Annotated in this window: 20 protein-coding genes; 10 read left to right on the top strand and 10 right to left on the bottom strand. The window is 33.4% G+C overall.

Annotated elements, in window-relative coordinates; all coding sequences use genetic code 11:
• The 9 genes from Q4517_RS05815 (at position 1) to Q4517_RS05775 (ending at position 5,441) form a co-directional block, all read left to right on the top strand.
• Entirely contained in the window at positions 1–666 is a 666-nt protein-coding gene (locus Q4517_RS05815) for a response regulator (RefSeq protein WP_303507271.1), read from the top strand.
• Between the two features lie 540 nt (positions 667–1,206).
• Entirely contained in the window at positions 1,207–1,695 is a 489-nt protein-coding gene (gene tssD / locus Q4517_RS05810; protein ID WP_303507269.1) for a type VI secretion system tube protein TssD, read from the top strand.
• A 1-nt stretch (position 1,696) separates the two neighbouring features.
• Positions 1,697–2,980, top strand: a complete 1,284-nt coding sequence (locus Q4517_RS05805; RefSeq protein ID WP_303507267.1) for a hypothetical protein — start codon at positions 1,697–1,699, stop codon at positions 2,978–2,980.
• Between the two features lie 59 nt (positions 2,981–3,039).
• Positions 3,040–3,333 (top strand): hypothetical protein, encoded by a 294-nt coding sequence (locus tag Q4517_RS05800; protein WP_303507264.1) that lies wholly within the window; start codon positions 3,040–3,042, stop codon positions 3,331–3,333.
• 18 nt (positions 3,334–3,351) lie between these two features.
• Positions 3,352–3,762 (top strand): hypothetical protein, encoded by a 411-nt coding sequence (locus tag Q4517_RS05795; RefSeq protein WP_303507262.1) that lies wholly within the window; start codon positions 3,352–3,354, stop codon positions 3,760–3,762.
• Positions 3,763–3,796: 34 nt separating this feature from the next.
• Positions 3,797–4,129 (top strand): carboxypeptidase-like regulatory domain-containing protein, encoded by a 333-nt coding sequence (locus tag Q4517_RS05790; RefSeq protein ID WP_303507260.1) that lies wholly within the window; start codon positions 3,797–3,799, stop codon positions 4,127–4,129.
• 1 nt (position 4,130) lies between these two features.
• Positions 4,131–4,514, top strand: coding sequence for a hypothetical protein (locus tag Q4517_RS05785; RefSeq protein ID WP_303507258.1), 384 nt, complete (start codon positions 4,131–4,133; stop codon positions 4,512–4,514).
• Positions 4,515–4,543: 29 nt separating this feature from the next.
• On the top strand, positions 4,544–4,891 hold the full coding sequence (locus Q4517_RS05780; protein WP_303507256.1) for a hypothetical protein: 348 nt from the start codon (positions 4,544–4,546) through the stop codon (positions 4,889–4,891).
• Positions 4,892–5,012: 121 nt separating this feature from the next.
• Positions 5,013–5,441 carry a hypothetical protein gene (locus tag Q4517_RS05775; protein ID WP_303507254.1) on the top strand — a complete coding sequence of 143 codons (429 nt, stop codon included), beginning with the start codon at positions 5,013–5,015 and terminating at the stop codon, positions 5,439–5,441.
• A 1,031-nt stretch (positions 5,442–6,472) separates the two neighbouring features.
• Here the strand turns inward: Q4517_RS05775 and Q4517_RS05770 are convergent.
• From Q4517_RS05770 to Q4517_RS05760, 3 genes are all read right to left on the bottom strand, one after another.
• Positions 6,473–7,294 (bottom strand): DNA-binding domain-containing protein, encoded by an 822-nt coding sequence (locus tag Q4517_RS05770; RefSeq protein ID WP_303507252.1) that lies wholly within the window; start codon positions 7,292–7,294, stop codon positions 6,473–6,475.
• A 232-nt stretch (positions 7,295–7,526) separates the two neighbouring features.
• On the bottom strand, positions 7,527–9,509 hold the full coding sequence (locus tag Q4517_RS05765; RefSeq protein ID WP_303507250.1) for a UvrD-helicase domain-containing protein: 1,983 nt from the start codon (positions 9,507–9,509) through the stop codon (positions 7,527–7,529).
• On the bottom strand, positions 9,493–11,289 hold the full coding sequence (locus Q4517_RS05760; protein ID WP_303507248.1) for an ATP-dependent endonuclease: 1,797 nt from the start codon (positions 11,287–11,289) through the stop codon (positions 9,493–9,495). The genes Q4517_RS05765 and Q4517_RS05760 overlap by 17 nt, the downstream gene beginning before the upstream one ends.
• Positions 11,290–11,680: 391 nt before the next feature.
• Here Q4517_RS05760 and Q4517_RS05755 point away from each other — a divergent pair, with 391 nt between their 5' ends.
• Positions 11,681–13,258 carry a hypothetical protein gene (locus tag Q4517_RS05755; protein WP_303507245.1) on the top strand — a complete coding sequence of 526 codons (1,578 nt, stop codon included), beginning with the start codon at positions 11,681–11,683 and terminating at the stop codon, positions 13,256–13,258.
• An 803-nt stretch (positions 13,259–14,061) separates the two neighbouring features.
• On the opposite strand, the gene argH is transcribed toward Q4517_RS05755, so the two are convergent.
• The 7 genes from argH to argC all read right to left on the bottom strand — a co-directional run bounded on the left by argH (position 14,062) and on the right by argC (position 21,667).
• On the bottom strand, positions 14,062–15,333 hold the full coding sequence (gene argH, locus Q4517_RS05750) for an argininosuccinate lyase (RefSeq protein WP_303507243.1): 1,272 nt from the start codon (positions 15,331–15,333) through the stop codon (positions 14,062–14,064).
• 288 nt (positions 15,334–15,621) lie between these two features.
• Positions 15,622–16,680 carry a M20 family metallo-hydrolase gene (locus Q4517_RS05745; protein ID WP_303507241.1) on the bottom strand — a complete coding sequence of 353 codons (1,059 nt, stop codon included), beginning with the start codon at positions 16,678–16,680 and terminating at the stop codon, positions 15,622–15,624.
• Positions 16,677–17,456, bottom strand: coding sequence for an acetylglutamate kinase (gene argB / locus Q4517_RS05740; protein WP_303507239.1), 780 nt, complete (start codon positions 17,454–17,456; stop codon positions 16,677–16,679). Before argB ends, Q4517_RS05745 begins: the two co-directional genes overlap by 4 nt.
• Before the next feature lie 318 nt (positions 17,457–17,774).
• Positions 17,775–18,713, bottom strand: coding sequence for an acetylornithine carbamoyltransferase (locus tag Q4517_RS05735; RefSeq protein ID WP_303507236.1), 939 nt, complete (start codon positions 18,711–18,713; stop codon positions 17,775–17,777).
• Positions 18,710–19,837 (bottom strand): aspartate aminotransferase family protein, encoded by a 1,128-nt coding sequence (locus Q4517_RS05730; protein WP_303507234.1) that lies wholly within the window; start codon positions 19,835–19,837, stop codon positions 18,710–18,712. The genes Q4517_RS05735 and Q4517_RS05730 overlap by 4 nt, the downstream gene beginning before the upstream one ends.
• On the bottom strand, positions 19,824–20,633 hold the full coding sequence (gene proC / locus Q4517_RS05725) for a pyrroline-5-carboxylate reductase (protein WP_303507231.1): 810 nt from the start codon (positions 20,631–20,633) through the stop codon (positions 19,824–19,826). Before proC ends, Q4517_RS05730 begins: the two co-directional genes overlap by 14 nt.
• 56 nt (positions 20,634–20,689) lie before the next feature.
• A complete protein-coding gene (gene argC, locus Q4517_RS05720; RefSeq protein ID WP_303507229.1) occupies positions 20,690–21,667 on the bottom strand; it encodes an N-acetyl-gamma-glutamyl-phosphate reductase in 978 nt (325 codons plus the stop codon).
• Positions 21,668–21,727: the final 60 nt, after the last annotated feature.

Genomic DNA, 21,727 nt, shown 5'->3' with positions numbered 1-21,727 from the left:
ATGTTCAAAAAAGTATTGATAGCCGAAGATGCTGATTTTATGTCAAGCGGAATAAAAGTAGCCTTAGAAAACATGCAAATTCCAAATGTTGAATATGCACAATATTGCGATGAAGCTTTTTTAAAACTTAAAAAAGCATGGTTAGATAAAGAACCGTTTGATTTATTAGTAAGTGATTTATCCTTTAAAGACAATATACATCCGCAACGACTAGCATCAGGAGAAGCACTTATAGCCGAAGCAAAAAAACTACAACCAACTTTAAAAACAGTTGTGTTTTCTGTAGAAGACAAACCATATAGAATTCAGCAATTATGTAATGAGTTAGAGGTAAATGCGTATGTATGGAAATCTAACCACGGACAAAGAGAGCTAAAAAAAGCAGTACAAAGTGTATTTAATGGTGAGTTTTTTATCACTCCACAATTAGCACATGCGCTACGTGATAAAGAAGCCTTTGAAATTACAGATTACGACGTGTTTTTATTAGAACATTTAGCAGAAGGCTTAGATCAAAAAGAAATTAGCGAAGCATTAAAAAACAAAGGCATAAAACCGAGTAGTGTTAGTTCGGTAGAAAAACGCTTAAAGCTATTAAAAGAAAATTTTAATGCCAATAATCCTACACAGCTTATAGCAATCACCAAAGATTTCGGACTTATTTAAAAATTATGTAAAAAAACAGAATAATCAACGTCATAACGAGGAGTGTTAACGACGTGGTTATCTTATACAAAGGAGTAGCAAATATTCTTAAAATTTAGCTACGCTGAACCTTACAGTTTCTCCCTCTGGTCGAAATGATACAAGCTAATAGCAGGAAGTCATTCCGAACGGTAGTGAGGAATCTCAATCAAAAATGTTACTCTTATTCCTTTATGATAATCACTGTCAGTTCGAGTGATTTTTATTGAGTGATAGCGAAGTGAAAATTGTACTTTGGCCACGTTTAGCAGAGTTAATGAAGGCTATTTGAATAGTTCTAAACTCATTTTAACAGCGAAGTAGTCTTTTGTTTAAGGTCAAACACAAAACAGTATAAGTACTTACTAAATACAAATAAAGTACACGCTCCGTACTTGCTTAGTACAAAGATATTTAATGAAAAATATGCTGGTTTTTTTAACAGAAATATTGTAGGTTTGATACGTTGAAATTGCTAAGTATTACTTCAACAAGAAAAAAATATAACTTAAAAACGATACTATGAAATATAGAACGATACTGTTGTTTAACAACAGAGAGGTAGAAGTACTAACCTATAACTTTGGTTTTAATAGAAACATAAACGTTTCTGACCAACCCACAAGCTCCGCTAACTTTGCAGATTTAGAAGTAGAAATAGAATCAGGTAGTAATACCGATTTTGAAGAATGGGCTTGTAAAGAAACGGCTATAGACCAACTAGAGTTAAAAATATACTATCCATATTTAAAAGGAGGCTCTAAAACAATGACTTTCTTTGATTGCTACCTTAAAAAGTTTGAAACTATTTTTTCGAGTACAAACGATCAGCCTATAAAAGACCGATTAATTATTACGTGCGCAGGGGTAAAAACACCCAACGCTTCGCAAGAATACTCTACGTATTGGAGAAAAACACTTTCAGGAGCCCAAAACGAAGTAACTAATAGCGGAGATACTGCTTCAGGAGGTGGTGATACAAACTTTAGTGTAACCCCAAAATTATCGTAATATGCCAAGTTTTGTCCCCCTAGGAATAGCTGATTATAGCGGAACTAACGAAAGAGGTTTTGTACAATTTACTTACCAAATAGCTGATAATAACGCCAAAGAACTAACGCTACAAATTAGAAATGGAAGCTCGGTGATTTATGAAGAAAAAATAACTGATGCTAACAAACTAAAACAAGGAGAACACATTTGGAAATGGGATGGATTTGATAGCGGTGGAATTTTAGATACAGCTAAACTAACACAATACGAAAATTTAAACCTGTATACTATTGGCGTAGATAACTCAAATAACTACAGTAGAAAAAAGTTAGATTTTAGTATGCGTTACGATGAGGTAAAATGGGTTGATGTAAAGATTGATAAAAACTCTAAAAGAATAGATGTTACATTACGTGTTAACTTAAAAGATGGAGGAGCAAGAGGAATAGAGTGTTATGAAAAGGATATTGACCCTGACCCAAAACTGAGAGTTCCAATGGAAGTATGTCCTTGGGATAAAATACCACAAGAAGCATTAACTTATTATGGTAATTCTCCTATTAAGAATAGAACAAAGAGCTTTGAAGAACTGAAAAAAATGGCTTTAGAAGGGATTAATAAGTATTGGAGTAGGCACAGTAATAACATAGGGAAAGGTGTAAATGTAAATGGAGAATTTTATGAACTTTACGTGAACTCCATAAATGAGACTAACCCAAGGTTAAGTCTTAATGATGTTCCTTTAATTTATAATACAAATAACTCTTGGTCTCGTTCTGGAAATACAGGGGGTAGTTACGATGATAATAATTTTGATGATGAAGTTATGGGTTTATTACCTGATGGTCTTGTACAGAGGGTTTCTTTTAATGTAGGTTATATTCAATATAGTGATTGGAAAGATTTGAATGAGTCTCATTCATTGTATAAATTAAAAGGATGGGAATATTATGATGAAAATAAAGAAGAGCAAGAGTTTATGTATACATCAGCACATGAATTAGGTCATGAAATACTTCAAGCTTTTTCTAATACAATTAATTCTTGGCAACATAAAGGAAGTTCTTATTATTTACCTCAAGATACCAAACCAGTAGGGGAAGAATCCTTTAAAGAAAAGTATATCAATATTGATTATATGAAGGAGTCCAAAGGAGAGAACTATCCATTCGATAAAAATAAAGAAATTGATTTAATGAAATATTATAATAATGATCCTTATAGGTATGATTACAGTAGGATTATGGCAAATGAAAAAGATATTTTAGGATTACTTTGGTTAACAAAACTAGAAATAAAATGAAAAAACTAATTATTCTCTCCAGTCTATTTTTTTTGGTTAGTTGCACTAATCATGTAAATGTGAAGATTAAAGGATATATTACTACAAGTAATGACTATAAAATAAAAAAAATTGAAGTTGGTCAAAAAATAGTACACTCTCCAATGAGTTCTAGTTATTCAAAAATACTAGATTTAAAGTTAACAAAGGATGGTTATTTTGAATTTGAAATTCAAAGAAAGGAAATGAAAGGAGACAGTAATTTTGCTATTATATTTAAAGAGGAAGGATATGAAACGGAATACAAGTTTGTAGATATAAGAAAGGAGAAAGAAATTGATTTAGGTACAGTTCTTCTAAAATTAAAAGAATAACATTAATGTGGTATGAAAATGAGAAGAATAATTTATATATGTATCCTTTTGTTTATAGTATCTTGTTCAAAACATAAATATTATTTATCACCTTTTATTCAAGGAAATATTTATGATGCTAAATCTAAGAAGCCAATAGATAGTGTGAAGCTATCAATAAATTTATTAGAGAAAAATACCTTAAAAGTAGTTTCACAAAGGGAGACTTTATCTAACAACGATGGTTTTTTCTCATTAAACTCAGATCATATACTGTATACAGGAGATGGAAGAGAAGAATCTTCTCTTTTCGATGGGAGGTACACGAGTTTTTTAATACTTGAAAAAAGAGGATGTAAAAAAGACACTATACAAATAGAAAAACACTGGAAACGAAATGACACAATAGTTAAATTGGATTCAATTTTCCTAAAACCAATAGAAAAGTAAGCGTATTCGAGACGTGTTATGTTATGCAGCTAAAATGAAAAACGTATTATTAATAGCACTATTACTTTTAACAGTTTCTTGCAAACAAGAACTATGTGATTGTTATCACGGTTATGTATTTGATGAAAATAAAAATCCAATATATAATGTAAAAGTTTATGAAGAAGCTGCGAAGTCGAACTCTACATACACAGATAAAGAAGGATATTTTAAACTAGATAGAGATTCTTTTATAGCAAATTTAATTTTTAAAAAAGAAGGATTTGAAATAGATACCATAAGCCCTTATATAGAGTTTAGAGGAGGAGATAAAACAATCTTTATAACTAAAAAGTCAGATACTTTATTTATGAAGAGAAAAGAATAAAATGAAAAAAGTAGTATTCATATTTATAATAGTAACATTAACAAGCTGTTTTGTTAAAAGAGTTAGTAGACCTCCTATTATAGGTTATATATATAACTCTGAAACATTACAAAAAATAGATAGTGTTGATGTGGTAACTTGGGATTCAGCAAAAAAAGATTATTCTATTGAAACCAGTAGCGATGTAAACGGAAGTTTCTTTTTAAGAATAAAAACTTACTACGATAAAATGGCTATAGGAGGTGAAGCTCCTATGGGCTTTTTTAAGTTTCGCTTAATAAAAAAAGGATATGAAAAAAGAAGTATTGAGAGAAGAGGTAGGTATGGTTTTACAAAAGACACTATAAGATTCGACTCAATCTTCCTAAAGCCAATTGAAAAGTAAGTATGTCCTATGCATGCCATGTAACTAAAATGAAAAAGAAGATATTATTAGTTGTATTAATTACATTGTTTACTTCTTGTACTGAAGGTACAAAAGAGTATTTTGAAGGGTATGTCTATAACAAAGAAATTCCCCTCAAAGGTGTAGTAATAACTGAGGGACACTCTGAGCCTAATAACGTGTTTTCAACAACAGATAGTTTAGGGTGTTTTAAATTAAAGCGATTTTCACAAACTTATGCAGATAAACTAATATTTAGTAAAAAAGGATTTAAAACAGATACCATTTACCTATTAAGAGGTAGAAACTCTCCACCTCTATATACACTATTTTTACGTGAACAATCAGATACTTTATTTATGAAGAGGAAAGAATAAAATGAGAAAACCTCTATTCATATTTTTCATGGCTTTGGTACTATCCTGTAAAGAAAAAAGGAATACTTCCTGTAGAGGACTAAAGTTAGGGGCTACTTTGACTTATTAAATTAAATATAAGATGGTAAAAATTTTTCTCATACTATTTGCATTAGGTTCTTTAATATTAATTCTAAGTTCTCGATTTAGAAAACAAAAGCTATATTTAAAAGTACTTATGTATCTCTCTTTTACTATTGTATCAGTTTTTACATTCTTTATAACAATTATATATTTATGGAATTCTAGTGAAGATTATCACCAACGAAGGCATTTTATGGGGATTTGGAATATTCAAGTCTTAAATACTACGGAAACCCCTATAAAAAACGTTAAAGTAATTAATTTAAGAGAACCAACAGATACAATTATATCAAGTATTGATGGAACTGTAAATCTATATGAGTTTAGAGAAGACTTGGTAGTACTTCAGGCAGAAGGTTATATTCCAGACACCATAAATGTAACTGAAATGCCAAGTACAAAAGTATATTTAAATAAGTTAAAATAAGTATCTTTTTATCTTCATTATGAGTAGGATACGACGAAGTAATCTGTTTGTTTAGAACTCCAAGCGTAAAGATTACCTCACTTAATTCATAATGACTATATGTTTTATGACCTTCAAGAAAATCTTTGAAAATCAAGACAGCAGCGATGGATGTAAGATAAAAAGCTGTTTGAGCGGTAGCGAGTTCTTTTTATCAGTGGAAGGTGTCGTAGTATTTTCTTACGATTTTATTGTACGTCTTGATTTTTGTTTCTTTTTATCAAGAAAAAGAATATAAAACTCCTTTTTATCCTCATTACAAGGAAGGTATGACGAAGTAATCTGTTTATTTAGAACTCCAAGCGTAAAGATTAGCTCACTTAATTCGTTTTATGACCTTCAAGAAAATCTTTGAAAATCAAGACAGCAGCGATGGATGTAAGATAAAAAGCTGTTTGAGCGATAGCGAGTTCTTTTTATCAGTGGAAGGTGTCGTAGTATTTTCTTACGATTTTATTGTACGTCTTAATTTTTGTTTCTTTTTATCAAGAAAAAGAATATAAAACTCCTTTTTATCGTTATCACTCTCAATGACGCAAACTAATAGCAAACCGTCATTCCGAACGATAGTGAGAAACCGTAAGGTTCAGCGTAGCTAAATCTCACTCAAAAGTAGTACTCTTATTTTTTATTACAATCACTGTCAGTTCGAGTGATTTTTATTGAGTAATAACGAAGTGAAAATTGTACTTTAGCTACGCTCAGCAGAGTTATCGAGAACTATTCGATAAACATAAAGATTGCTTCATACTGTTTGTGATGGCGTCATAACGAGGAGCGATACAACACCCTATAAAACATTGAGAATTTTGTTAGTTTTACTAGCAAACGCCTCATACCCATTAAAAACCATAACAAATACGAAATACAAAAAAGTACGAGCATCTGCTCGTACTTTTTATGGTATGTAGGTTTTGTCTTAACCTTCAGACAGTAGTGTCTGAAGTCATAGGATACTACTGTCTGATATCAACGGACAGTAGTGTCGGGTGTTACAATACAGTAAGGGTAAATGTAGATTCCGATACCTTAAGGTCTTTTAAAAAGCGATTTAACTTAGAAGTTGCCTGTGTTTTAACTCGAACACGATAGTTACCCGCAGCAAGTGCAGGAGCTTGACCAATAATTTTCTTATAGCTGTTTTGTGCTAAATAAGACACTTTGGTTTCGGTACCATCTTCGGCAACAAAATACAAACCAACTTCAGGTAGGTCACCAGCAACCTTTAAACGCAAACCGTTCAACTCAAACAATCCGTTGGCAGATAAGGTGGTATTCGTAGTTGTTGTGGTAATATCTTTTAAATTAGTAATAACCGTGTTGGTAATAGGAGCAGTTACTTTTTGTAGCGGAATATCGTCTTTAATTTCGTTGATTAACTTTCCGCTATTGAGGTTAACGTGTAGTTTATGAGTTTCAGGATTAAAACCATCCTCCTCGGTATCAAAAACTCCAGAAATAGAGTAGCCAATATTTAGTAAGGGTAGGTTAATGTTATCGCCTTCTTCTATCGACTCGATAATCTCTTCATAGTAAGAATTAAGTACCGCTACAATATCGGTTTTACTTACTAGGTTACGTTTGCTCAACATTTTATCAATCAATTCATCTTGATTAATAGTACGCTCTGTTAATACGCGTGCTGAGTAGTTGGTTTCATCGGTTAACTTGTTTTCAATTAAATAGTACTTCATCATATTGATTTTTAAATTATTTACTTTTCCTTTTGAATCCTTTTTTGGGTAGTAACAGCTAGCATACTGGAGCAATAACCAATACATGCAAAACCATTTACTAACCTTGGTGTTATTCATCACCAAACAGTCAGGTACAAGCGTACCTTTATAGCATTAACTTCGTAAAGATGTTGTAAAATTGAATGTGATATAATAGTAATAAGGGATAGCAATTTACTTTTTACAAACAATTTTTATAGCTGATACTAAAGTAGTTGTTTTTCGTTTTAACTCTCTGATTTTATGAGTTTTTTAACGTTTTAGATGGTATGTAAATAGAAAACACGGATGTGAAATCCGCGTCATAAGGTTATTTAGTTTTAACTTCAACGATATTCCAATCTTCATCATTTATATCGGACAGAATCGAATCAAATCTTTCTTTATGAATGGCAATACATAACAAATGTGTTGGACGAGAAAAACCAACATAAGCCATTTTACATGTCTGTCTAATCTTATCTTTTCCTCCTATATTGCTATTAAGAGTATCAGTTATATTGACACCTTTTAACTGATTGCGTAATCGTTCTGATTCGTAGTTACCATAACCTCTATTGTAAAAAGTTTCAAGGTATAAGGTAGCTGTGTGAGTTTGTCCTTTTGCTGAGTGTATAGTTCCAATCTCAATATTTATTCCATCAGAATCGAATTTGTTTACTTTAGGCTCATCTTTATTCGCATCTACATTGATTTCAGATTCTCCATTTATGAAATTTGCTGAAGAAGCAACCTCTTTTTGAAACACAGAAAGAAAAGTTGGAATATACTCTCTAATGGAAGTAATAGTTTCTGAGCTTTTCCCTCTTATACATTCGATAGACCATTTATAAAGATTTAATTTCAATGTTTCATATTCCTTGTTTTCAAGAGTTTTAAAGAAATTAATTAATTTTCTTTTCGTGTAAACTCTATCATTTTCATCCGAGACATTTTCTAAGCGAAGAATCTTTAAAAATGCTTTTAAAATGTTCTTACGAACAGATTCTAAAGTTTTTTTCTCTTTATCAAAGTACATGATATAGTCTTCAAGGACTTTGAAATCTATTTGTTGGCCTGAACTGGCTTTTGCAAAATGAGGCCAGTAATCGCATAGGGCTATTTTGTTGGAATCATCATTTTCTTTTACCCAAGCAACTGCCATAAACTTATTAGTTGGGTTCTCGGGTATTAATCCAGAAACTTGTAATTCTTTTATTTTCTCAGCAAATGAAGGAATTACAAGTTCTATTGTGTCATCCTCATAAACAAAGATTGTTGGCTTAATGTCAATAGAGGAACCGTCAGGATTAAGGTTTCTTCCCACAACTGGATTTGGCGTTAAAGCAAGACTCTGTACCAAAGAAGCAATTCTTTGATTTAACCTATGACTACCATTAATATACATCACATTATCTCGAATGGACCATATGTTTTCAAGAGAGACTGAGCCTCCACTGTAGATGGCTTGGTTTTTATCACCAATTCTTTGAATTATTGACAGGGTAGATTCATCTGGATGAAAAACTACTTCAATTAAATTATGTTGGTGGACATCCATATCTTGCATTTCATCCACAAACACGTATAAAAATCTTTTCTGTAGAATGGATGAGTAATTGCCAATTGACCTTAATTGAAAATCAGCTAGAGAATATGCATCATCAAAATGCAAGTACCCTTTTTTAAAAAGGTTTAGTTTGAATTGAAGTAAAGATTTATATGTGGCTGTTTTAGGATTCTTAAGTTTGAAAGTTTCAGGCGTACCATTTAAGTATGAAATCAATTTACCGTCGGTTGTTATTCGAATAGACTTCAGAAATGCTAATCCATCTATTTGCCTATCAAGATAATTCTTAAGACTAATATTTCTTGTATTTAAATAGAACTGTTCAACTTGTTCGTCATAGATTTCATTATCGATGCGAAACGGCTTTTGTTTAAACTGATTTGTGTAAAATGGAATTGCTAGAAATGTGTCAACGAAACTTTGAATGGTTCCAACAAAATTTGGATATGCAAAAAGTTTGGGACAATGTATACCAATTCGCTCTTTTATCTCATCTACAGCTGCATTAGTATGAGAAATAACCAATACACCACGCCCACTTTTCAATGGCATATACCTTTCCAAGATAATTAGTTTTGCTAGAAGAGCGGTTGTTTTTCCACTTCCAGGTACAGCTTGTAGGTCAAGGGTTTCTAGATTACGGATAAACAATCTTCTTTCTTCGTCAAACTCTTTTCCTTCAGGTAAAAGAACTTTTTCTGCGTATTCAATATCCGCGTCAGTTATATTAATTTCTTGCGGCATATCTTATGGCTTGAATTAGATATTTGATGCTTTCATCATTATTGATATCGATGACTATGGTTCGTTCATCAGGAGCCTTTTGTAAGTCTTCATCTATAGTCGTTGCTAACCTGTAGGCAACTTCTGTTTTTCTTAGTTTCTTGTTCTTATCAATCAATTTAATAGCAAGCGTCTTTTCAAAATCAGTATCCCAATTAGTTCTTGAATGAATAGACTTACACACGCTTTGTAGAGTAGATGTTAGGCTATTTGATTTAAACAAAGAATATTCTAGGGTCCAGTTTGGTGCAGTATAATATTTTATAGATTGTTCAGATTTTACATTGTTGGAATCAATAACTCCCTGTGTTTCAACTCGGACAGTATTTTCAACTCTTTTTACAAAATCATCTCCCTCTTTTTCATATTCTCTAATATCCGAATCTGTGATTACCGCTACCGGAATTTTCATAAATGGCTCTTCTTTCCTGAGGTATATCTTTGAGTAATGGTCGAATCCTGTATTTCCAATATTTACTATTGAGATTCCCTTTTCAGTTAGATTTATCCCTATAGCCTTTGCGATACTTGGAATTAATATTTCTTCTGCCCAACCTTCTACCAGAATAACTCCTTTAGCAAAAAATAGGTTTGCTTTCGTTGTATCTAGAAATTTTTCAAGAAACTTATAGTTATCAGAGTCTAATTTTGTGTATGCTGCTCCCATCGGGAAAGCATTGTTGTCATTACAAATGATTAAATTTTCAAGCTTTAGTTTTGATGCTAGATTAGGGCTATGAGTAGTTAAGATTAATTGAATATTTTCTTCGTTTTGTAGTGCTTCAATGATTTGCATTTGAGCTTGGGGGTGGAGGTGAGCTTCTAGTTCTTCAATTAATCCTAACCTTAAACCACTCCAATTTTTCTTTTGAAGATGGAGTAACTCTGAAGCCATAAACAATCTATTTAGAGTTCCTAAACCAGGGTTTAGTTCATCCTTAATAGATAGCTCGAGTCTCTCTAAGATGTTTTTGAGACTATTACCAAGTACGCCAAAATAGGATTCTTTATCCTTTGAATAAAAGGCTTGAATAAACTTATCTATTTCATTTTTTAGTTCTTTCCCTTTAACATTTTCACCCGTAAGTACTACACCATCCTTGTCTGTACCTTCAAAGTATTTAGCAACGTGATTATTGAAGTCTTGAAATAATCCTACCAACAAGTGGTCTTGGTCTTTTCCTTTGAATGCTTCATGCCCTTGAAGAATTTGAGTCAGCCTAGAGTTTTTACGAGGGATTAATTCAGATTTAGCGTCTCGTAAGGGTTTGAGATAAGTTGTTTTTAAATACTCCCTAGCCTCTGCTGTTAGCTGATATCCCGTTTCATCGACTCCTGCTCTAATCTCAGTTGGATAGATATATTGATTATTTAAATTCCTTGAAGCATCATAAATCAACCTTAAAAAAGGTTTTGCTTCGTCTCCTTCGCCAATCCACCCTAGCCATTCAGTGAAATTTTTGGCTTCATCATCTGAAAGGTTTTCAAACCTCAATTCAATTCGTAACCTATCTGAACCATCATAAAAATCATCCCAATCTAATCTAAACCACTCGTAACTATGAGTTTTTAACGTAAGTTTTATTGAGTCAACAATTGCACTTTTTCCAGAGTCATTTTCACCTATCAATACATTTATTCCTTTTGTGAAATTCAAATCTAAATTCGGGTTCTCTAAATCAATGGAAGAATTACTGCCAAACTTTCTAAAGTTCCATAGTTTAAGGTTTGATAAGTACATATTTTAATTTTGGTATAATTATTATTAAATATAAATGAAAGCCTAAATTTAGTTGTTCAACCTCACTCATTCTTACGGTTTTCCGCAACCTAAATTGCGGATTTCCGCAAAACACCTACTATTACACATATAATTACCATTTAATAATACAACAGTTGTTATTACTAACGATATTTTACTACTTTTAAAACATTAACACACAGTTATACAAAAGTTTAAAACGTGTTGTACTACCAACATAAAAGGAGTATAGCTGCGTATAACAACAACTAACAAACCAAACTAACTAAACATTATGAAAACTCTAAGCACCTGCTTAACACTCTTTTTTTATGTGCTTTGCGTTAACGGACAAACACAAACTATTAATTGTGAATCCGAAATAAAAAAGTTGAGTAGTACCTATGAAAACTACAACAAAACATTAGAAGAAAAGGAAAAAGAAATAGACGAAACTAAAAAGTCGATTACCCAAGAAAGTCTAGATAAGCTTAGTACTTTAATTAAAGACAGAAAAGCGTATATAGATTCACTAAACCTTACCTATGCTAAATTTACCAGTTATAAAAACGTGTGTACCAATATTCATGCTGATTCAATAGCTAGTTGGTTTCCTCATAAAGAACCACCAACACAAGAAACCATAGCAAGAGATACAGCGCAAGAAGAAACGGTAGAAGAACCTGTAACCTATAGCTATTTTAACGAAGATGTAATTATTAGTGAAGATGTTAACGGAGCAGAGAGAACATCTAGAGAGAAAAAGGTATTCAATCAGGTATTAAAACAAGTAAACCAAGAAGCCTATTTTGGAGATATTACCATACCTAAAGAAGGACAAGAGTTTTGTTTTTATAATAATGATAAAGAACGCCAAGACACATTAAAGTATACGTTTAAAAAGATAGATATTGAAATCCGCGATGGTAGCTTAGCAGATATTCAAGTATTGGTAGCATATAAAGGAAGTATGCTGTTGTTTGAAAACTACGTAGGGGTAAGCTTTTTACGATACGGATATTGGGCATCTAAAAACTATCTTTTTTACTCACAAAAACAACCAACAACCAATGTTGATGAAAAAGAGTTTGAAAACCTTCGTATTCGTTTAAGTGATGTACTAATGTATAAGTATAAAATAGGAAACAACTACGTACCACACGACCTAACGTTGGAACTGCCTAAAGAAGATATTGACGGAAACAAAACCAACTTAACAGCCCCAGCAACTTATCAAATAAAACAAGATACTTACTTAGATAAAATAGTAGAACTACGTGCTTATACCGACTTTTTAGCTCTTTTTGGAGAGTCTGACAACGGATTGGTACAGTTAGAAGGAAGTGCAAAGTTTTATGTATTTCCTTTTTCAAGGCAAATCTTTAGTTCTTCAATGCAATACGAATTTTTAAAGTCGATAACACCTTATGTACACTATGCTAAGTTTGAAGAAGACAAAGGCTTAGTTACTGCAACAAGTGGTGTAATAGGAAATACGTTAGATTTGGTAGAAAAACGCTTTTTAACCGTAGGTGGAGAAGTAAACCTTTTAGAAATATATCAAAAAAACTACCCTATGAAAATGAACTTTTTTGGTACGATAGACTATAATCTAACAAGAGTTCAAAACGATACCCAAGGGGTGGAAAACCTAAAAGCCTTGAGTTATGGAGGAGGAGTAAGCTTATCATCAAAACGATTTAACAACTTCGGGTTCAATTACAAATTAGGACTTCACTGGTTTGATTATAAAAGCTATAACGGGTCTAGTGCCATAGATTTAGACTTTAAAGTACCTGTAGTAAAGAACCAAGCAGAGGTGTTTTATCACCCCAACAAAAACCCCAATCAAGCTATTTTTGCAAGGTTAGTAACCTATAATTACAAAGGAAGCGAAAGTGATGAGGCTTTTTACCAATTTCAATTTGGATATAAGTTTTCCATAGGCTCAAGAACAGTAAAGAAATAAAGTAAAAAGAGGTTATTTGTTAAGAATAACCTCTTTTTATATAACAGTTTTATGAGTTCTATTAAAATCTAACAAAATTCTAATTTCATCGTGTCACCTCGAACTTATGTGAGAGGTCTCAAGGTTATCAGTTACTCCTTTTAATAAGATTCCTCCTCAGTTGCTTTGCAACATACTTTCAATCAAAATATATCTTGATTTCAGTAGCGTTCGGAATGACGATTGTTTTTAGAATCAAGACAAAAGACCGATTCGCTGATAGAATATAGACTTTTTATGATTATAATATAACCATGTGGATGTTTCTATTCACCTCGTAATAACACTCTGCTTTATGACCTACAAGAAAATCTTTGAAAATCAAGACAGCAGCGATGGATGTAAGATAAAAAGCTGTTTGAGCGATAGTGAAATCGTCAGATTCGTGAGTTCTTTGATAAAAAATAAAGGTAACACGAACAATTCTTTTTATCAGTGGAAGATGTCGTAGTATTTTCTCACGATTTTATTGTCCGTCTTGATTTTTGTTTCTTTTTATCAAGAAAAAGAATACCAACAATAATCTTAAGCATGTTTGTTACTCATTTTGTTGAGATTCCTCTCTATCGCTCGGAATGACAGTCTTATATTGGCTAACGTCATTTCGACCAGAGGGAGAAATCTTAAGAATATTTGTTACTCATTTTGTTGAGATTTAGCTACGCTGAACCTTACGGTTTCTCTCTATCGTTCGGAATGACGACTTTTTTTAGTATCTACCACTAACCACTAACCACTAACCACTAACCACTAACCACTAACCACTAACCAAGCTTCTCACGTATTTTATCCAAACACAAATTATCAATACTACCCACATGCGTATGTTTTTTAGAAGTATCAGGAGTATATGTACCGTTAACAACTTCGCCACCAATTTTTTGGTAAGCTTCTCTAAAACTCATACCGTTTTCTACCAAAGTATTCATGTTATCTACCGTAAATAAGTATTTATACTTTTCATCCTGTAGGTCAATATCTTTTACAATAATTTGCTGAATAGCATAATTAAAAATATCCAACACATCTTTTAACTCTTCAAAGGCATTGATAATATTTTCTTTTAATAACTGATAATCTCTATGATATCCACTAGGTAGGTTGTTAGTAATTAACAAGGTTTCGGTATACAACGCTTGAATCTTATTACACTTCCCTCTAATCAATTCAAACACATCAGGATTCTTTTTATGCGGCATAATGCTGCTACCAGTGGTTAATTCATCAGGAAAAGAGATAAAATCAAAATTCTGACTCATATACAGGCAGATATCCATCGCAAAACGAGCTAAGGTGTTACTTACACTTCCTAACGCCATGGTAAGTGTACGTTCACTTTTTCCTCTACTCATTTGTGCAGCAACCACATTGTATTTTAAGGTTTCAAAGCCTAGTTCTTTTGTGGTGAATTCTCTATCAATAGGGAATGAGCTACCATATCCAGCTGCTGAACCTAACGGATTTTGATCTACTGTTTTTAGCGCTGCATTAACCATGTACAAATCGTCAATTAACAATTCAGCATACGCAGAAAACCATAATCCGAAAGAAGAAGGCATTGCCACTTGTAAGTGAGTATAACCTGGTAATAGTTTAGTTTTGTGTTGCTCTGCTAACTGTAATAATGTATTAAATAGTGTTTTTGTTTTATCAGAAATCGATTGAAGATTGTCTTTATAATACAATTGCAACGCTATTAAAACTTGATCGTTTCTTGAACGTGCGGTATGAATTTTCTTACCAACTTCACCGCATATGTTGGTTAATTCGAACTCAATTTTAGAATGTACATCTTCAAATTGAGCATCAATTACAAAAGTACCTTCTGCCACTTGCTGTTGTAGTGTAGCAATTCCACTAGTTACTTGCGCTAATTCTTCCGAAGTAATAATACCGATGGATGCTAGCATTTTAGCATGTGCTAACGATGCTTGCAAATCATACGGAACAATGTGTATGTCTATTTCTCTGTCATTTCCAACGGTGAAATGTTCTATTTTTTTATCTATGGATAATCCTTTGTCCCAAAGTTTCATGTTTTTATGTTTTTTAATTAGTACTGAGTATTGAGAAGTTAGTATTGAGTGTTAAACACTATAACAAACAAAATTCTCATTGTTTGTTTGTCACCTCGAACGTATGTGAGAGGTCTCAAACTTATGAGTTACTCTTTTTAATGAGATTTAGCTACGCTGAACCTTACGGTTTCTCTCTATCGTTCGGAATGACGATTGTTTTTTAGAGCCAAGAGAATAGACCGCTTCGCTGTTAGAGCAAAGATTTGTTTATAAGTCTTTGTTCTTGACTCTTTGTTCTATTTTCTTCTACAATACTTTATTCAATAATTTTATATACAACTCAATTCCTTCCTCAATTTCTTGAAGGTAAATAAACTCATCAGCGGTGTGTGAGCGAGTACTATCACCAGGTCCTAATTTTAACGACGGACAACTCAATACAGCTTGGTCAGACAGGGTAGGAGAACCATAGGTTTTTCTTCCTAAAGCAATACCTGCTTGTACCAAAGGGTGTTCTTTTTGTATTGATGATGAATTTAAATTCAAGCTACGTGGTTGTATGTTACAAGGTGCGTGTTCTTGTAAAAAGTCACTGATTTCCTGATTGGTATATTGATCATTTACGCGAACATCTACCACTAATTTTACTTCGGAAGGAACAGCGTTGTGTTGTTTCCCCGCATTAATTTGCGTTACTGTTAACTTAACCTCACCCAAGGTTTCCGAAGTTTTTTCAAACGACACTTCTTTAAACCACTGTAATACTTCAATGGTGTTATAAATAGCATTATCGTGGTTCGGATGTGCTGCATGACTTGGGGTACCTGTAACCTCAGCATCAAAAACGACCAAACCTTTTTCAGCAATAGCTAAATTCATTAAAGTAGGTTCTCCTACGATAGCTACATCAATATTAGGTAAGGTTTTTAGTAATCCGTTTAAACCGTTAGGACCACTGCTTTCTTCCTCGGCAGTTCCTGCAAAAACAAGGTTGTAAGTCAAGTTTTCTTTTTGGTAGAAGTGGGTGTAGGTTGCTAACAGCGAAACCAAACATCCACCAGCATCGTTACTTCCTAATCCGTAGAGTTTACCGTCCTCTACAATGGCTTTAAAAGGATCTTTGGTATAGCCGTTATTAGGTTTTACCGTATCGTGATGCGAGTTGAGTAATAATGTAGGTTTGTTAGCATCAAAATGTTTATTTACTGACCACACGTTGTTCTGAGTTCTAGTGTATGGAATATCAAACTCTTTAAACCAGTTTTCTAGCAGTAGGGCAGTAGCATCTTCTTCCGAAGAAAAAGAAGGGGTTTCTATTAGGTTTTTTAACAAACTGATGGCTTTTGTAGTGAGTCTTTGTATCATGATAGTTGTAATGAGGTGTGTTTGTTTTTTGAGTTAAATACCATAGCTGTATCGCCTATGTGTACTTTTTGAACATTGTTTTTTAGGGCATGAAAGCAATTGTCTAACTTAGGAAGCATTCCTTCAAAAATGACTCCGTCAGTTTTTAGTTGAGTATAGGTTTCTAACGTGATTTGTTCAATAACAGAAGTATCATCAGCAACATCACTTAATACTCCTGGTTTTTCAAAACAGTAGTACAATTCTGTATTAAAATCGGTAGCTAATCCTATAGCTAATTCAGCAGCAATAGTATCAGCATTGGTGTTGAGTAATTGTCCGTTTGCATCGTGCGTAATCGCACAAAATACTGGAGTTACTTCGTTATTAATTAATACCGTTACTACTTGCGGATTTACGGTAACAACGTCGCCTGCAAATCCGTAATCTATAGGTTCAGCAGGACGTTTGGTTGATACGATTGTGTTACCGTCAGCTCCTGTAAATCCCACAGCATTTGCATTGTATCCTTGTAATTGCGCAACAATGTGCTTGTTGATTTTACCTGCATATACCATGGTAATCAAGTCTAAAGTTTGCGTATCGGTTACACGTCTGCCATCAATCATCGTCACAGGAATATTCAATTCTTTAGCCAATTCAGAAGCTAATTTTCCACCACCGTGTATCAATACTTTAGGTCCTTTTAACTGAGCGAAATCAGCTAAGAAGCTATGTAAGGCTGTCTCATCATTAATGATGTTTCCACCTATTTTAACAATCTTTATGGTTTTCATTTTTAGTTTTTAGTTTAATTTATTGTTCATTTTTTCTTGATAAAAAACGAACCAAAAAATCAAGTCTGTAAAGAGGAAATTGCTACGCACCACTCATTTTCAAAGCTTCATGCTTAAAGCTATGCTTAGCACTTCCGATTTTTCACTCGTTATTTCTTTATACAGACAGTTTTCATATTTTAATTCTCTTTTAATTAAATGTCACGTCGAGTGATTTTTAGTACTGAAAGGAAGAAAAATTGTATCGAGACGTTTTCAAGTAGCTCTCGATACATCTTCCTGCGATTGGCACTCGAACTGACAAGTCAAAATTTAAATTCAACTTAAATGAATTAAAATCTCTTTTAGTACTATTTGCGCAGCAAAGGTTCTGTTGTTAGCTTGTTCAATCACAAGAGAATTGTCACCATCTAAAACAGCGTCTTCTGCTACTACATTTCTTCTAATAGGCAAGCAGTGCATAAATTTAGCAGCGCCTATTTTTTCCTGAGTAATCATCCAGTTGGGGTCTTCATTTAGTATGTTACCATACTTAGTAAAAGAACTCCAGTTTTTGGCATAGATAAAATCGGCATTTTCAAAAGCTTTTTCTTGATTGTACTCTACAGGAAACTCTTTTGTAATTTCAGCATCTAACTCGTACCCTTCGGGATGCGTTATAACAAATTCTACATCCATGTTATGCATCAAGTGAACAAAAGCATTGGCAACCGAGTGTGGTAATGCTTTGGGGTGTGGAGCCCAAGACAACACAACTTTAGGTTTGTCAACTTTTTTAGTTTCCGTAATAGTAATCGCATCTGCCAAAGCTTGTAACGGATGGTCAGTAGCGCTTTCCATATTGATAACAGGAACCGTAGCATATTTTACAAAACTGTTGAGTACAATTTCAGAGGTATCTTTTTCTATGTCTTTCAACGTAGGAAAAGCTCTTACCGCAATGATATCAGCATACTGAGAAATTACCATGGCAGCCTCTTTAATATGTTCTGAAGTACTTAAATTCATTACAGTACCGTCTTCAAACTCCATATTCCAAGCGTTGGTAACGTTTAACACACTTACTTCCATACCTAAGTTTTTAGCCGCTTTTTCGGTACTTAATCTTGTACGTAAACTGGCATTGAAAAAAAGCATGACTACGGTTTTATGTTGCCCCAAATGAGCAAACTGATAGGGTTTTTCTTTTAATTGAATAGCCTTTTGAATAGTTTCTGAAAGGTTTTCAATATCGTTTATGCTGGTATATTTTTTCATGACAGTTCCTTTTTTAAAGACTCAAAAAGCATATCGATATGTTGCTTTTGAATGGTTAGTGGCGGAAGAATTCTTAATAAGTTCGGGTTCTTAGCGCTTCCTGTAAAAATGTGATGTTTGAATATTAGGTTCTTTCTTAGCTCAGCAATAGGAAAATCGAATTCTAATCCTAACATGAGACCTCTTCCTTTTACAATTGTTATCTGCGGAATAGAAGCTGCTTGTTCCATAAAATACGTAGCAATTTGCTGTGCATTTTCCATCAATTGCTCTTTTTTTAGGGTTTCAATAACTGCTAAGGAAGCAGCACAGGCTAAGTGATTTCCACCAAACGTAGTTCCTAGTAAACCGTAAGAAGCCTCAATACTTGGATGGATTAAGATTCCCCCAACAGGGAATCCATTCCCCATTCCTTTTGCCATCGAAATGATATGCGGAGTAATGCCGTGTTTTTGAAAAGCAAAGAAATCACCCGTTCTACCAAAACCACACTGAATTTCATCAGCAATAAGTAAGGTGTTGTATTGATTGCATAGTTTTTCTAACCCTTGGTAAAAAGTTGTAGAAGCTTCGTCCAATCCTCCAATACCTTGAATGGTTTCTATTATAATAGCACAAACATCATTGCCTTGTAAAACTTTTTCAACACTTGCTAAATCTTCAAACTCTAAAAAGATAACTTCTTGCTGCGCATTGATGGGCGCTACAATCTTAGGATTGTCGGTTGCAGCTACCGCAGCAGAAGTACGTCCGTGAAATGAATTTTTAAAAGCAATTACCTTTTGTTTACTCGTATGAAAAGAGGCTAGTTTTAAAGCATTTTCATTGGCTTCTGCTCCCGAATTGCATAAAAATAGTTGATAATCGTTACACCCCGATATGTTTTCTAGTAGTGAAGCTAACTCCACTTGTAACGGATTTTGAATAGCGTTGCTATAAAAGCCTAGTTTACTTACCTGTTTGCTAATATTTTTAACATAAGTAGGGTGTGAGTGTCCGATAGAAATTACGGCATGACCTCCGTATAAATCTAAATATTCTGTGCCTTTATTGTCATATACATATACATCGTTGGCGGTTACTGGGGTTATATCAAATAGAGGATATACGTTAAATAAACTCATTATGGTGTTTTTTTATGGTATTAATTTTATTAAAAGAGGCTACTATTCCTTGTATTAATGCTGCACTTAATCCTTTGTGTTCCATTTCATTCAAACCTTCAATGGTACAGCCTTTTGGAGTAGTAACTTTATCGATTTCTTCTTCAGGATGATTTCCTGTAGCTATGAGTAGGTTGGCAGCTCCTTCACTGGTATGCATAGCGAGCTCTTGTGCTTCTTTTGCATCGAAACCTAATTGAATAGCAGCTTGCGTAGTTGCCCGTATTAAGCGCATCCAAAAAGCAATTCCACTAGCACATATTACGGTGGCTGCTTGCATTTGACTTTCGGGAATAATCATAGAAGTTCCTAGTTGATTGAAAATAGTTGTAGCTATTTCTAAATCTTCCTTCTTGTGAGTATTACCACTAAGACAAGTCATCGATTTTCCAACGGCAATAGCAGTGTTAGGCATGGCTCTGATAATAGTAGTACCTGAACCAATAAGCGCTTCCATTTTTTCAATAGAAAAACCAGCAACTGTAGAAATCACTATATGATTATCGGATAATAATGGAATAATTTCTTTTAAAACACTTTCAAAATGTGTTGGTTGTACTGCAAAAATTAGCACATCAGACGCTGTGATTGCTTCCTTGTTATTAGAACTAATGAAAACGTTGGGTACCTCTTTAAATTCATTAAGTTCTTCAATATTTCTTTTGGTTAAGAAAAGTTGAGAAAATGATTTGTTTTGTGTCAATCCTTTAGCGATTGATTTTCCTAAGTTACCTGTTCCTATAATTGCTATTTTCATCTGTAAATCTTTGATTATTTGTGTTGTTGTTTCTTTTATTTATCTCCTTGTGAGGGTTAGAAATAAGTTGCTTTTAACTGTAAACCCATATCTTCTTTAAAACCAAACATCAGGTTCATGTTTTGGACTGCTTGCCCAGAAGCTCCTTTTAATAGATTGTCAATGAGGGTTGTTATCAGTAGTTTATCTCCGTGTTTATGCAAATGAATTAAACACTTGTTGGTGTTTACTACCTGTTTTAAATGTAGTTCACTATCAGCTATGTGCGTAAAAACAGCCTCTTTATAATAATCTGCATATAATTGTTTCGCTTCGTCTAAGTTTCCCTCAAAATGAGTGTACTGCGTAGCGTAAATACCTCTGGAAAAATTTCCTCTGTTTGGTAAAAACAATACTTCAGAATCAAAACTGTTTTGAAGTGTGTGTAAGGTCTGATTGATTTCTCCTAAATGTTGATGTGTAAAAGGTTTGTAGTACGAAAAGTTATTATCTCTCCATGTAAAATGAGTAGTTGATGATAGTGAAGTTCCCGCACCAGTAGCACCAGTAACCGCATTGATATGTACATCGTTTTGTAATAAACTTGCATCTGCTAGTGGAAGCAATCCTAATTGAATAGCCGTAGCAAAACACCCTGGATTTGCTATATATGAAGCACCTTGTATCGCTGTTTTTTGAAGTTCAGGCAAGCCGTATACAAACTCTTTTCCTTGAAAAGTGCTATCAGCTTTTAACCTGAAATCATTTCCTAAATCAATAATTTTAGTATGATTTGAAAAGGTATGTGTTTCTAAAAACCTTTTAGAGTTTCCATGTCCTAAGCATAAGAATAGCACATCTATGCTCTCATTAATTTTATTGGTAAACGTTAGCTCAGTGCTACCTACTAAATCCTGATGCACATTAGCTACTTTATTATCAGCGTTTGAAGTACTGTACACAAAATTGATAGTCGCTTTTGGGTGTTGTAACAAAAGCCTGATTAATTCTCCTGCGGTATATCCTGCACCACCTATAATTCCTACTTGTATCATGTTGTTTGTTTTGTTATTGTTGTTAATGTTCTAATTGTCACCTCGAACGTATGTGAGAGG

Origin of the sequence: Tenacibaculum sp. 1_MG-2023 (genome assembly GCF_030547425.1) — a bacterium.
Taxonomy (GTDB): domain Bacteria; phylum Bacteroidota; class Bacteroidia; order Flavobacteriales; family Flavobacteriaceae; genus Polaribacter.
This window is presented reverse-complemented; position numbering and strand designations above follow the sequence as displayed.

Bases quoted from the DNA above. Each gene is read 5' to 3' on its own strand.
- Q4517_RS05815 (WP_303507271.1), top strand. From the start codon at position 1: ATGTTCAAAAAAGTATTGATAGCCGAAGATGCTGATTTTATGTCAAGC.
- tssD (WP_303507269.1), top strand. From the start codon at position 1,207: ATGAAATATAGAACGATACTGTTGTTTAACAACAGAGAGGTAGAAGTA.
- Q4517_RS05805 (WP_303507267.1), top strand. From the start codon at position 1,697: ATGCCAAGTTTTGTCCCCCTAGGAATAGCTGATTATAGCGGAACTAAC.
- Q4517_RS05795 (WP_303507262.1), top strand. From the start codon at position 3,352: ATGAGAAGAATAATTTATATATGTATCCTTTTGTTTATAGTATCTTGT.
- Q4517_RS05790 (WP_303507260.1), top strand. From the start codon at position 3,797: ATGAAAAACGTATTATTAATAGCACTATTACTTTTAACAGTTTCTTGC.
- Q4517_RS05785 (WP_303507258.1), top strand. From the start codon at position 4,131: ATGAAAAAAGTAGTATTCATATTTATAATAGTAACATTAACAAGCTGT.
- Q4517_RS05780 (WP_303507256.1), top strand. From the start codon at position 4,544: ATGAAAAAGAAGATATTATTAGTTGTATTAATTACATTGTTTACTTCT.
- Q4517_RS05775 (WP_303507254.1), top strand. From the start codon at position 5,013: ATGGTAAAAATTTTTCTCATACTATTTGCATTAGGTTCTTTAATATTA.
- Q4517_RS05770 (WP_303507252.1), bottom strand. From the start codon at position 7,294: ATGAATAACACCAAGGTTAGTAAATGGTTTTGCATGTATTGGTTATTG.
- Q4517_RS05765 (WP_303507250.1), bottom strand. From the start codon at position 9,509: ATGCCGCAAGAAATTAATATAACTGACGCGGATATTGAATACGCAGAA.
- Q4517_RS05760 (WP_303507248.1), bottom strand. From the start codon at position 11,289: ATGTACTTATCAAACCTTAAACTATGGAACTTTAGAAAGTTTGGCAGT.
- argH (WP_303507243.1), bottom strand. From the start codon at position 15,333: ATGAAACTTTGGGACAAAGGATTATCCATAGATAAAAAAATAGAACAT.
- Q4517_RS05745 (WP_303507241.1), bottom strand. From the start codon at position 16,680: ATGATACAAAGACTCACTACAAAAGCCATCAGTTTGTTAAAAAACCTA.
- argB (WP_303507239.1), bottom strand. From the start codon at position 17,456: ATGAAAACCATAAAGATTGTTAAAATAGGTGGAAACATCATTAATGAT.
- Q4517_RS05735 (WP_303507236.1), bottom strand. From the start codon at position 18,713: ATGAAAAAATATACCAGCATAAACGATATTGAAAACCTTTCAGAAACT.
- Q4517_RS05730 (WP_303507234.1), bottom strand. From the start codon at position 19,837: ATGAGTTTATTTAACGTATATCCTCTATTTGATATAACCCCAGTAACC.
- proC (WP_303507231.1), bottom strand. From the start codon at position 20,633: ATGAAAATAGCAATTATAGGAACAGGTAACTTAGGAAAATCAATCGCT.
- argC (WP_303507229.1), bottom strand. From the start codon at position 21,667: ATGATACAAGTAGGAATTATAGGTGGTGCAGGATATACCGCAGGAGAA.